Here is a 12,423-nt window from a genome sequence, read left to right on the forward strand (position 1 = left end):
CCGGTAAATGTGGGAGCGGGCTTGCTCGCGAATGCGGCCGGTCAGTAACAGATGAGATGACTGACCCAACGCTTTCGCGAGCAAGCCCGCTCCCACATTTTGATCTTCAGCGTCCTGAGTTTTTCTCCAGGCAAAAAAAGCCCCGCACCTGGCGGGGCTTTTTTATGCGCGAAGCTTACAGGCCGTCGAGCATGGCTTTGTTGCGCACCGCACCTTTGTCGGCGCTGGTGGCCAACAATGCGTAGGCCTTCAACGCGGTAGTGACTTTACGCGGGCGCTTCTCCACTGGCTTCCAGCCTTTCTTGTCCTGCTCAACCCGGCGTGCCGCCAGTTCTTCATCGCTGATCAACAGGTTGATCGAGCGGTTTGGAATGTCGATCAACACCTTGTCGCCATCCTGCACCAGGCCAATCGCGCCACCGGCAGCGGCTTCCGGGGAAGCGTGGCCGATGGACAGGCCCGAGGTGCCGCCGGAGAAACGGCCGTCGGTCAGCAGGGCGCAGGCTTTGCCCAGGCCTTTGGATTTCAGGTAGGACGTGGGGTAAAGCATCTCCTGCATACCCGGGCCGCCTTTGGGGCCTTCGTAGCGGATGATCACGATGTCGCCTTCCTTGACTTCGTCCGCGAGGATGCCGCGTACCGAACTGTCCTGGCTTTCGTAGATCTTGGCGCGGCCTTCGAAGACGTGGATGGATTCATCCACACCCGCCGTTTTGACCACGCAGCCGTCGAGGGCGATGTTGCCGTACAGCACGGCCAGGCCGCCTTCTTGCGAGTAGGCGTGCTCGACACTGCGGATGCAGCCGTTTTCACGGTCGTCATCCAGGGTGTCCCAACGGGTCGACTGGCTGAACGCGGTCTGCGTCGGAATGCCCGCAGGGCCGGCCTTGAAGAAGGTGTGCACGGCTTCGTCGTCAGTCTGGGTGATGTCCCACTTGGCGATGCCTTCGGCGATGGACTTGCTGTGCACGGTCGGCAGGTCGGTGTGCAGCAGGCCGCCACGGGCCAGGGAACCGAGGATCGAGAAGATCCCGCCGGCGCGGTGCACGTCTTCCATGTGGTATTTCTGGATGTTCGGCGCGACCTTGCACAGTTGCGGCACGTGACGGGACAGGCGGTCGATGTCGCGCAGGTCGAAATCGATCTCGGCTTCCTGGGCGGCGGCCAGCAGGTGCAGGATGGTGTTGGTGGAACCGCCCATGGCGATGTCTAGGGTCATGGCGTTTTCGAACGCCTTGAAGTTGGCGATATTGCGCGGCAACACCGACTCATCGTTCTCGCCGTAGTAGCGCTTGCACAGCTCGACGATGGTGCGGCCGGCCTGCAGGAACAACTGCTCGCGGTCGCTGTGAGTGGCCAGTGTGGAACCGTTGCCCGGCAAGGCCAGGCCCAAGGCTTCGACCAAGCAGTTCATCGAGTTGGCGGTGAACATGCCGGAGCACGAACCGCAGGTCGGGCAGGCGCTTCGCTCGTATTCCGCAACCTTCTCGTCAGAAGCGCTGGAATCGGCGGCGATTACCCTGGCGTCGACGAGGTCGAGGCCGTGGGAGGCGAGTTTGGTCTTGCCGGCTTCCATCGGGCCGCCGGAGACGAAGATCACCGGGATGTTCAGGCGCAAGGCAGCCATCAACATGCCGGGGGTGATCTTGTCGCAGTTGGAGATGCACACAATGGCGTCGGCGCAGTGGGCGTTGACCATGTATTCCACGGAGTCGGCGATGATCTCGCGGCTCGGCAGCGAATACAGCATGCCGTCATGGCCCATGGCGATGCCGTCGTCCACGGCAATGGTATTGAATTCTTTTGCCACGCCACCGGCGCGTTCGATCTCGCGGGCGACCAGTTGGCCCAGGTCCTTGAGGTGAACATGGCCCGGCACGAACTGGGTGAACGAGTTGGCAATCGCGATGATCGGCTTCTTGAAGTCGTCATCTTTCATTCCCGTGGCACGCCACAGCGCGCGCGCACCGGCCATGTTGCGGCCGTGGGTGGATGTTTTCGAGCGGTAATCAGGCATTGGAGCACTCCGGGCGGCTAATCAAGTACTAAAGGGGAGTGAGCTTCTAATTGACGACTGGAACACTCAGAAAATGACCGTGTGTCCGGTAGTTGCCACTCGCATCGCGGGATCGCCGCTTGCTTGGGCCTCGAGCTCATAAACCCGCCGGGGGATGACTGGCGATGAATAGGGCCGATTCTACACCGCTGGCGGCTGGAGGGAATGGGCGTATGTGTATTGGCGGGTTCAGCCGACGTTCAGCAATTCCAGGCGACGTGAAATCAACGAATTCAACACGAGGGCCGCTGTACTCAGCAGCAAAAAAGCTAATGCCAGGGTCATCTGCGGGTTATCTGTACTCATGTTGATCAATGCGCTAATCAATCCACCCAGTATAAAAATTAAAGTGTTCCCAGCCGACGCCGCGGTGCCTGCATTTTCCGGAAACACGTCCATAGCTTTAGAGGTAGCGATGGGCCGACAAATGGTAGTTCCGGTGGTGCAGACGATCATTGGGATTAATACTGTCATCGTTGAAAGCTCAAAAGTGCTTGAAAAAAAGAGCATCAATAGCCCAGAACAAAAAATCAGGGCCAAACCGAGCACGATTTGAACCTTGGGCGCCAGCCTATTAGCGAGTATGCGAGCTACGATGCCGCCAGCAATATACGCCGCGCCGTAAAGTAGCAAGGCTAGTGAGAATTCATAAGTGGATAGCTGCAACTGATCCATGAAGATGAGCGGTGATATGACGATGAATGAAAAGTGGCAGGCGAAAGCAATTGCTGCAATTAACCAGTAACCGACGAAACTGCGGTTGCTGAGTACCCGTTGATAAGCGCAGAAAATATCTTCTTTTGGATGAGAGTTTACATGATGATTGTCTAGTAAAAAATACGCGATTGACAAAACGCCAAGGGCCAATACGATAAAAAGAAAAAAGCTGCCAGGCCAGTCAAAAAGCTGTTGCAGTACACTACCAAGTAGCGGAGATATTGAAATAAAAATGCCACTCGCCGTGATCATCAGAATTCTCAACTGGTCCCTTTCTTTACCTTCAAACATATCCTGAACCAACGCCTGTGACAGCACGAAGCAGCCGCAACCGATGGCTTGGACCATTCTAAATATCAGAAACCACATATATTCGGTAGAGAATACGCAACCGGTGGCACCTGCAATGGATACAACCATCCCGCTAATCAACAACCCCTTGCGCCCTACGATATCTGAGAGTGGTCCGATTAAAAGTTGTGATAGGGAGATACCGATAGCAAAAAGGCTAATAGAGAACGCAATATCCGAAGGTTTATTTTGAAAGTGTTCAGCCAGTGCGGGGAAAGAAGGGAGTAAGACATCTAGAGGGAAAACACCAAGTAACACCATGGTCATTAATAGCACGATCGCCGACCTTTGTCTTTTTTTGTTACCGTTAGCGGTACGTGTCTTATTCATCTATAAGCCCCACATTTGAGAACAGCTGGCGAATATCAGTTCGTTTAAAAAAACCTGCTTTTTTCAATGCTTGAAATGTGGTGCTGGCACCTTCGCGAGCGCGAAGAATATGAGCGTGCGGGTCAGCCATCATGGTCACGACTTGATCGACGGTGGTCTCACTTAATTGCACGCTTCGTAAACTCAATTCGAGCCATTTTTTATCCGTCTCAAAGAAAATAAGGATAATATCTAAGAGCTGTTTGGCAGATAAAATTCGTTGCTCGTCACTCATCTGAATCCACAAATAATGAAAGACTTCGCTAAAATATCGACTGTGTCGGGCCTCGTCAGCGAGGTGATCTTTGAGCATCTCCTGAACGCAGCAGACCAAGTTTTTTTGATAAACATCACGTAGATCTTTTGCAATGATGGTTTCCGATACGAAACCAATTAGAAGCCACGTGATCGACTTCTGCTTATTCGGGGTGGTATGGATTAGCTGATTGAGTTTTGTTATTCGTCTGTGGATAGTTGATTGAGTTGCCATATCATAAAATTTACTGACTTGTTCGGCAAGCTGATAGGAGAATAGCGCGTGATAACCTTCGTCAGTGTAAAGCTGCAGTGCCGCTGTTTTCATACGAGAAGGTATCGTAAATTCAAGCTCGTCATGAATTATTAGTTCTACGGAGCGATTAACGATCTGGTGTTCAAGTAGTGTTGTGTAGTTTAGGACGTTTACTAAGTGATTGGCGCAGAGACGCTTAGTGATGGCTTTGTCGGCTAATTTGACTTCCGGATGTTTAAGATAGGGAAGTAGGGCGGGAGGAAACCAATCTCTTGACTCCAGCTGTTTCTCTAAATCTGGAGGTAACTTGTATTGGTAATCACTGGTTCTTACTGATGCGCGGGTGTTCCAGTCTCCAAGAGTGAAGCTGGCTTTCCACAGATTAGAGTCGATGAGCGGCTCAACCATAATTCCTACCCTCGGTTGTTTAGCAGCGATTTTAGTTCCCTGCATATCACTTGTCCGTCGCTTTTACCGCACCCGACAAAAAATAAGACTTGTTCAGGATTGTTTTCTTCAAATCCTAATAAGGATTCAACCTGATTGTCTGTAAGTGCGCCCGTTAACCAAGTGCTCAGTCCCATCGCTGTCGCGACCAGTTGGTAGGTTTGTGAAATATGACCCGCTTCGACATAAGCCATTCGATAAGCTCGTGAGTGCTCGTATTTCCACCAGAGTTTGTCAAATCGACAAGTGATGAAGAGACCTGCCGGGAGTTCGTTAATGAAGTGCTGTCCTGAAAGCACTTGCCCCAATGCCGTTTTCAGTTGCGTATTGACGGTACTTAGAGTGTGCTCGGATGCGTTATAAGCGTAAATGCCGGGCTTCAACCCATCTATATTTTTAGCGTAAAGGAAACCTTCACACGCGTTTAATCCCCCACCGGAAGGGCTGCTCCTTCGGGCTTCGAGTCCTTTCGCAATACTTTCATCAACATTGTTTGCTCTTTCGTTTAAGTGTCCTAAGCACAAGTAAAGAATTGTACTTATGGTTTGCAGGGCAACGGATTCGCCTGTGAATGAACGGCAGGTTTTTCGGGTGAGCAATGCACTTTGAAGTGAGTTCTCTGACAGGTTGATAGGTGCTGGCAAGCGAATTAATGGAGTGTCAGCTTTGTGTTTGTGTATTCGGTCTGGAGGGGGAGGTGTTGATAATGTTTTTGTACAATGGTCTAGGTAGATGCTCGCCCATTCGTCTGCGTTTTCGGGCATTTGATCGCAAGGTATGTTTTTGGTGCCAATATGGAAAATTTTTGATAACTCATCCCAGCCCCAATTAATTGGCGGAGAAGGTGTGTCTGTCAAAATTTCGGCTTCTAATAGCTGAGTGTCTATTGGGTTTGAATTGTCGAAGATTTTTGGATCGTTTATCAGTTTGGTGAGTCGTACTGAGTATTCTAGATTGAGCTCGTATTGTTTGTGATTTTTATAGTTCCAAACTATCGCTGTAGGTGTTTTTGGGAGTATAAATATATAAGGGTTTATCTGCATTGCACTGCCTCCGTGCGGAGCGGAAAAACGCTGGGTAGCCGGCACTCCCCAGCGTTTTAGTTGCTTAGCGGGCTTTCAGTGCTACCAAGAAAGCCAAGTTGGCGATGTGGGAAGTTTCCAGTTTGATATTTTTCATTTTGGATCTCCTTATTTTCAACTTTATATTTAATTAAAGTGTCGCCGTCATCGGTGACAATTGAATAATAGGATTTAATGATGAAATTTCAAGAAAAAAACGCGTAGGAATGTTCGAGTTTTTTTGTCGGATTGGTACTACGAAGTGGCGTGGGGTAGTTATTCTATGCTTAATAGGCAGTCGGTAAAATACGGTCGGGCGGAATGGCTTAGATGTAATGAAATCATGGGAGATCCATTTTGGATCCCCCATTCAGATGTTAATCAGCTATTAGGCAACAACCGGCACGTAATGCTCTTGATATACCGCGTCTCGGCAATCGCCGGGTGCACCGGGTGGTCCGGGCCTTGGCCGCCGCGTTCGAGCATCTGGATGTTGCGGTCCAGGTGGCGGGCGCTGGTCAGCAGGATGTTTTGCAGGTCATCTTCCGGCAGGTGCATGGAACACGAGGCGCTGACGAGGATGCCGTCCTTGCTGAGCAGGCGCATGGCTTGCTCGTTGAGGCGGCGGTAGGCGCCTTCGCCGTTTTTCATGTCTTTTTTGCGTTTGATGAAGGCCGGTGGGTCGGCGACGATCACGTCGAAGCGTTCTTCGCTGGCTTTCAGTTCCTTCAAGGCTTCGAACACGTCGCCTTCGATGCAGGTCATCTTCTCGGCAAAGCCGTTCAGTGCGGCGTTGCGTTCTACGCCGTCGAGGGCGAAGGCGGAGGCGTCGACGCAGAACACTTCACTGGCGCCAAAGGCCGCCGCTTGCACGCCCCAGCCGCCGATGTAGCTGTACAGGTCCAGTACGCGCTTGCCCTTGGCATACGGGGCCAGGCGGGCGCGGTTCATGCGGTGGTCGTAGAACCAGCCGGTTTTCTGGCCCTGGATCACCGGGGCTTCGAATTTCACGCCGTTTTCTTCCAGCGCCACCCACTCCGGCACCAGGCCGAATACGGTTTCGACGTAGCGGTTGAGGCCTTCGGCGTCGCGTGCGGCGGAGTCGTTCTTGAACAGGATGCCGCTGGGCTTGAGCACTTGGGTCAGCGCGGCGATCACATCTTCTTTATGGGCTTCCATGGTCGCCGAGGCGATCTGTACCACCAGAATGTCGCCGAAGCGGTCGACCACCAGGCCCGGCAACAGGTCGGAATCACCGTAGACCAGGCGGTAGAACGGCTTGTCGAACAGGCGGTCACGCAGGGACAGGGCCACGTTGAGGCGGTGTACCAGCAGCGACTTGTCCAGTGGCAACTTGATGTCGCGCGACAGCAGGCGGGCGCAGATCAGGTTGTTCGGGCTCATGGCCACGATGCCCAGGGTCTTGCCGCCGGCTGCTTCCAGGATAGCCTGGTCGCCTGCCTGGAAGCCGTGGAGTGGGGTGGCGGCCACGTCGATTTCGTTGCTGTAGACCCACAGGTGGCCGTTGCGCAAACGACGATCGGCGTTGGCTTTGAGACGCAGGCTTGGCAGGGACATGACGTCGCTCCGGAAAAAAGAGCGGGAGTATAGCGTGTTGTGTATTACTTGGCGGCACCGCCGGACATGTGGGAGCGGGCTTGCTCGCGAAAGCGGGGTGCCAGTCGCCGAATGTATTGGCTGGTCCACCGTATTCGCGAGCAAGCCCGCTCCCACATTTGATCCGATTTCACAGTTGGGTTTTTGGGTGTCGGCCATGTCGGCATAAGGGGTAGAATTCGCGCCTAGCCCAGAGTGTGTACTTATGTCCCAAGAGCTTTCCCCCGAGCAGATCCAACAGGCCCTGCAAGGCATCAGCGTGCCGCCTCAACCGCAAATCATGGTGGATTTGCAGATGGAGCAGTACATGCCCGACCCGGACCTGGAAGTGATTGCGCGGCTGATCTCCCAGGACCCGGGCTTGTCCGGCGCGCTGCTCAAGATCGTCAATTCGCCGTATTACGGCCTGAGCAACAAGATCGCTTCGATCCAGCGTGCGGTGAACCTGCTGGGCAGCCGTTCGATCATCAATCTGATCAACGCGCAGTCGATCAAGAGCGAGATGTGCGACGACACCATCGTCACCCTCAACCGCTTCTGGGACACCGCCCAGGATGTGGCCATGACCTGCCTCAGCCTGGCCAAGCGCACTGGCTCCCAGGCCGTGGACGAAGCCTATGCCTTGGGCCTGTTCCATGATTGTGGCGTGCCGCTGATGCTCAAGCGCTTCCCCAATTACATGGCGGTACTGGAAGAAGCCTACGCCAATGCCGGCCCGGATTGCCGCGTGGTCGACACCGAAAACAAAGCGTTCCACACCAACCATGCGGTGGTTGGCTACTACACCGCCAAGTCCTGGCGCCTGCCGGAGCATGTGACCGACGCCATCGCCAATCACCACAACGCTCTGGCGATTTTCAGCGATGAGACGTCGCGCAACCCGCAGCTCAAGAACCTGCTGGCCATTTTGAAGATGGCCGAGCATATCTGTTCGTCCTATCGCGTACTGGGTAACCAGGCGGTGGACCATGAGTGGAATGCCATCGGCCATCTGGTGCTGGATTACGTGGGCCTGTCGGACTACGACTTCGAGAGCCTGAAGTTGTCGATCCGCGAACTGGGCGCGCACTGACCCGTTATTCAAGAGGTACACATGCCCGAGTTACCAGAAGTCGAAACCACCCGCCGCGGGATCGCCCCGCACCTGGAAGGCCAGCGCGTCAGCCGCGTGGTAGTGCGTGAGCGGCGCCTGCGCTGGCCGATTCCGGAAGACCTGGATGTGCGCCTGTCGGGGCAGCGCATCGTGCTGGTGGAGCGCCGGGCCAAATACCTGTTGATCAATGCCGAAGTGGGCACCTTGATCAGCCACCTGGGCATGTCGGGCAACTTGCGCCTGGTGGAAGTCGGCATGCCGGCGGCCAAGCATGAACATGTGGATATTGAGCTGGAATCGGGTATGGCCCTGCGCTACACCGACCCGCGGCGTTTCGGCGCGATGCTCTGGAGCCTCGACCCGCACAACCATGAGTTGCTGATGCGGCTGGGGCCAGAGCCGTTGACCGACCTGTTTGATGGCGAGCGCTTGTTCCAGCTGTCTCGCGGCAAGTCGATGGCGGTGAAGCCGTTCATCATGGACAACGCGGTGGTGGTGGGCGTGGGCAATATCTATGCGACAGAGGCGCTGTTTGCGGCGGGGATTGACCCGCGCCGCGCCGCCGGGGGGATTTCACGCGGGCGTTATTTGAAGCTGGCGATTGAGATCAAGCGGGTGCTGGCCGCTGCCATTGAGCGGGGCGGTACCACGTTGCGGGACTTTATCGGTGGCGATGGGCAGCCGGGGTATTTCCAGCAGGAACTGTTCGTGTATGGCCGGGGCGGCGAGGCGTGCAAGGTCTGCGGTACTGAGCTGCGCAATGTGGTGCTGGGGCAGCGGGCGAGTGTGTTTTGCCCCAAGTGTCAGAGCTGAATGGTGCGGAGGGCTGATGCAGCCTTCGCGAGCAAGCCCGCTCCCACATTTGACTGCATTTAACCTGAAGAAACTCGGTCAATGTGGGAGCGGGCTTGCTCGCGAAGAGGCCTTTACGGGCAATGAAGAGGCTTAGGCCTTACCGGTAATCTTGCGGTACTTCTCCATCAACTGCTCTTCAGTCTCAGGGTGTGCCTCATCCAGCGGAATGCAATCCACCGGGCATACCTGCTGGCACTGCGGTTCGTCGTAGTGGCCGACGCACTGGGTGCACAGGTTAGGGTCGATCACATAGATCTCTTCGCCCTGGGAAATGGCGGCGTTCGGGCACTCGGGTTCGCAGACGTCGCAGTTGATGCAATCGTCGGTGATGATCAGGGACATGGAAACTCCTGCCAGGGCACTCTGCCAAGGCATCTGAAAACTAATGCGCGCAATTGTGCCGCATTGGCGCCCGCAGTGCGAGCAGGCACCGACCGAGCAGCCTTACTTCTTGAAGCGTAGCGTCAGCGCATCGGCCACGGCTGGGTGGACGAACTTGGTGATATCTCCGCCCAAAGCGGCGATTTCACGAACCAACGTCGAGGAAATGAACGAATAACGCTCCGACGGCGTAAGGAACAGACTTTCGACGTCCGGCGCCAATTGGCGGTTCATGTTGGCCAGCTGGAATTCGTATTCGAAGTCCGACACCGCGCGCAGGCCACGCAGGAACACATTGGCGTTCTGCTCCTTGGCAAAATGCGCCAGCAATGTCGAAAAGCCCACTACTTCCACATTTGGCAGGTGCTTGGTGACCTCTTGCGCCAGCTCCACACGTTGTTCCAGGGGAAACAGCGGGTTTTTCTTGGGGCTGGCCGCGACCGCGATGATCACATGGTCGAACAGGCGAGAGGCGCGTTCGACCAGATCGCCATGGCCTTTGGTAATCGGGTCGAAGGTACCTGGGTACAACACTCGGTTCATCGCGTCGTCCTGGCGGAGTCCGTTGGGGAACCGGATGGTATCGCAGCATTACCGGTGGGCCAAGTCGACTTATGTAGATAGATACCGTGAATACCCTGTCTTTTCATGCCGTTTTCAGACGTTCGGCCAATGCGCTCGCCAGTTGCGCGGTCAATCCGTACACCGACAATTGCGGGTTGGCGCCAATGCTGGTGGGGAACAGCGAGCCGTCGTGGATCGACAGATTGCGCAACTGATGGTGGCGACCCAGGCTATCGGCCACGGCATTTTTTGGATCTTCACCCATGGCACAACCGCCCATCACGTGGGCACTGCCCAGGGTGGTGCGATGCAGTTCCAGGTTCAGACCGTCGATCACGCTGCGCGCTTCGGCCAGGTTGTTCACAAAGCGCGCGTCGTGATGCAAGGGCTTGACCGATTTGGCCCCCGCCGCGAACTGAATCTCGGCCATGCTGTGGAAGGCCCGGCGCAGGCCGTCCCAGGCGTAGGGCGAGACCTGATAGTCGAGCACTGGCGTGCCGTCACCGCGTAACTCCACGGTTCCGCCTGGGCTGTCGGGGTGAAAACCGTCGCGCAGCAGGGCGAGCATGGCGTGGGTATGGGGTAATTGGTTCATGTCCAAGGCGTTCTGGTTGCCGTAGCCACCGAACAGGGTGCTTGCCAGGCCTGGGTGCAAGGGTGGTGCTTCCAGTTTGTAGGACATTTTGCCGGTAGTGCCGTCCTGCCATTGGAAATGGTCGGAGTAGATGGATTGCGGCGCGCCGTAGAAGGGGTTGATCACCTCGTCGAACAGCCCGGCGGAGAAATTGACCAGGTGCAGGAAGGTGCGCTTGCCCAACCGCGAGTGCGGGTCGGGTGCGTCCGAGCGCATCAGCAGGGCTGGGCTGTTGATGCCGCCGCCCGCCAGCACATAGTGCTTGGCTTTCACGCTGATCTTGCGCCCGGTGGGCGCTACGCAGCGCTCGTCCATGGCCACGCATTCGAGGCTGCTGATGGTGTCGCCGCTGTAGATGAGCCGTTCGGCGCGAGCCAGGTAAAGCAGTTCGCCGCCCTTTTCCAGGGTGGACGGGATAGTCGTCACCAGCATTGACTGCTTGGCGTTGACCGGGCAGCCCATGCCGCAGTACCCCAGGTTGAAGCAGCCGCGCACATTGCGCGGGATCACATGCCAGCTATAGCCGAGCTTTTCGCAGCCTTTGCGGATCACATCGTTATTGGCATTCGGCGGCAGCGCCCACGGCGCGATGCCCAGGCGCTGTTCCATTTTTTCGAACCAGGGCGCCATTTCGGCGCTGCTATGGCCTTTGACCGCATATTCGCTGGCCCAATGCGAGAGGGTGGCATCGGGGGTGCGAAAGCTGGAGGTCCAGTTGATCAACGTAGTACCGCCCACGGCCCGGCCCTGCAGGATGGTGATAGCGCCGTCCTTGCTCATCCGCCCGATGCCTTCCTGGTAAAGGCTGGCGTAGGCTTCGTCTTCCAGCAGCTTGAAGTCGCTGCTGGTCTTGAGCGGGCCTTCTTCGATCAGCAACACTTTGTAGCCGGCGGCGCTGAGGATTTCGGCGGTGGTACCGCCCCCGGCGCCGCTGCCGATGATGGCGACATCCGCTTCCAGGGTGAGGTCGTTATCCAGGGCGGCGCCATTGTGGGTTTTCCAGCCACGGGCCAGGCCGTCGCGGAACAGATCGGGTACGGGCATAGCAGGGCACTCTTATTTTTGTACGAAGTTGCGGCCTATGTGGGAGCGGGCTTGCTCGCGAATGCGCAGTGTCAGTCGATACATGCGTTGCTCAGACACCGCATTCGCGAGCAAGCCCGCTCCCACATTGTTCATTGAAGTTTCAACGCTAGATCTTCGGCGGGCCGGGGTAGCCGCAATGGGCCCAGGACTCGGGCCGGAAGTACCAGGCCATGATCACCAGCTTGAGCAGTGAGCCCTGGCCCATGCGCAACAGGTTCAGGTAGCTGTTTTCCCAGCGGTGCAGGAAATTGCGGATCTGCTCACTGCTGGCATTTTCCCAACTGCCCCAGATACCGGTCAGCGGGCCGCGGGTGATGCCCATTGCCAGCACGTCGAATAATTGCTGAGTGAGTTTGAACATCTCGGGCGACAAGTGCTGCAGGCTGTAATCGAGCTTTTTCAGGGTGTCCTCAATGCCGGCAAACACTTGCTCGGCGCTGGCCGCGCCTTCCAGCAACACCGGGATCACCGCCCGTAAGAACGGCAAGTCGCTGGTGCGCAACATCGCAAAGCCGCTGGCCGGCGTACTGCTGGAGCAACCGCTGAGGCTGGCGCCCAGCCCGGCGGTGGCGAGGAAGGCGCTGGCACACAGGCCGATTTTCAAGACGCCGCGCCGTGACAGCGCGGGTGAATCAGTCAGGCTGGGGTTCATTGTTTTTATTGTCCCGAAGGTGGCGGTTA

The 12,423-nt window shown here is 56.2% G+C and carries 11 protein-coding genes; 2 read left to right on the top strand and 9 right to left on the bottom strand.

The features are described from left to right. Nucleotides 1-175 precede the first annotated feature (175 nt). The 5 genes from ilvD to MF6394_RS21145 all read right to left on the bottom strand — a co-directional run bounded on the left by ilvD (nucleotide 176) and on the right by MF6394_RS21145 (nucleotide 7,090). Nucleotides 176-2,017 (bottom strand): dihydroxy-acid dehydratase, encoded by a 1,842-nt coding sequence (gene ilvD, locus MF6394_RS21125; protein ID WP_078467468.1) that lies wholly within the window; start codon nucleotides 2,015-2,017, stop codon nucleotides 176-178. Between the two features lie 228 nt (nucleotides 2,018-2,245). Beyond that, complete coding sequence (locus MF6394_RS21130) at nucleotides 2,246-3,454, bottom strand: MFS transporter (RefSeq protein ID WP_003195157.1); 1,209 nt, start codon at nucleotides 3,452-3,454, stop codon at nucleotides 2,246-2,248. Then, nucleotides 3,447-4,412, bottom strand: coding sequence for a diiron oxygenase (locus MF6394_RS21135; RefSeq protein WP_078467469.1), 966 nt, complete (start codon nucleotides 4,410-4,412; stop codon nucleotides 3,447-3,449). Before MF6394_RS21135 ends, MF6394_RS21130 begins: the two co-directional genes overlap by 8 nt. Before the next feature lie 5 nt (nucleotides 4,413-4,417). Then, nucleotides 4,418-5,494, bottom strand: coding sequence for a SagB family peptide dehydrogenase (locus tag MF6394_RS21140; RefSeq protein ID WP_003195155.1), 1,077 nt, complete (start codon nucleotides 5,492-5,494; stop codon nucleotides 4,418-4,420). A 399-nt stretch (nucleotides 5,495-5,893) separates the two neighbouring features. Continuing rightward, the gene (locus MF6394_RS21145; RefSeq protein ID WP_003195152.1) at nucleotides 5,894-7,090 is read right to left on the bottom strand and encodes a class I SAM-dependent rRNA methyltransferase; all 1,197 of its coding nucleotides are present in this window, start codon (nucleotides 7,088-7,090) and stop codon (nucleotides 5,894-5,896) included. Between the two features lie 298 nt (nucleotides 7,091-7,388). Here MF6394_RS21145 and MF6394_RS21150 point away from each other — a divergent pair, with 298 nt between their 5' ends. Together MF6394_RS21150 and mutM are read left to right on the top strand one after the other, a co-directional pair. Next, complete coding sequence (locus MF6394_RS21150) at nucleotides 7,389-8,201, top strand: HDOD domain-containing protein (protein ID WP_177345149.1); 813 nt, start codon at nucleotides 7,389-7,391, stop codon at nucleotides 8,199-8,201. A 21-nt stretch (nucleotides 8,202-8,222) separates the two neighbouring features. Next, a complete protein-coding gene (gene mutM, locus MF6394_RS21155; protein ID WP_044269621.1) occupies nucleotides 8,223-9,035 on the top strand; it encodes a bifunctional DNA-formamidopyrimidine glycosylase/DNA-(apurinic or apyrimidinic site) lyase in 813 nt (270 codons plus the stop codon). A gap of 132 nt (nucleotides 9,036-9,167) precedes the next feature. On the opposite strand, the gene MF6394_RS21160 is transcribed toward mutM, so the two are convergent. The 4 genes from MF6394_RS21160 to MF6394_RS21175 all read right to left on the bottom strand — a co-directional run bounded on the left by MF6394_RS21160 (nucleotide 9,168) and on the right by MF6394_RS21175 (nucleotide 12,394). Continuing rightward, entirely contained in the window at nucleotides 9,168-9,419 is a 252-nt protein-coding gene (locus MF6394_RS21160) for a YfhL family 4Fe-4S dicluster ferredoxin (protein WP_003195146.1), read from the bottom strand. Between the two features lie 102 nt (nucleotides 9,420-9,521). Then, nucleotides 9,522-10,001, bottom strand: coding sequence for a pantetheine-phosphate adenylyltransferase (coaD, locus tag MF6394_RS21165; RefSeq protein WP_003195136.1), 480 nt, complete (start codon nucleotides 9,999-10,001; stop codon nucleotides 9,522-9,524). 103 nt (nucleotides 10,002-10,104) lie between these two features. Beyond that, the gene (locus MF6394_RS21170; RefSeq protein ID WP_044269618.1) at nucleotides 10,105-11,700 is read right to left on the bottom strand and encodes a GMC family oxidoreductase; all 1,596 of its coding nucleotides are present in this window, start codon (nucleotides 11,698-11,700) and stop codon (nucleotides 10,105-10,107) included. Between the two features lie 148 nt (nucleotides 11,701-11,848). Continuing rightward, entirely contained in the window at nucleotides 11,849-12,394 is a 546-nt protein-coding gene (locus MF6394_RS21175; RefSeq protein WP_044269617.1) for a hypothetical protein, read from the bottom strand. Nucleotides 12,395-12,423 lie beyond the last annotated feature (29 nt).

Origin of the sequence: Pseudomonas sp. MF6394 (assembly GCF_002018845.1) — a bacterium.
In the GTDB taxonomy this organism is placed as follows: Bacteria; Pseudomonadota; Gammaproteobacteria; order Pseudomonadales; family Pseudomonadaceae; genus Aquipseudomonas; species Aquipseudomonas lactis.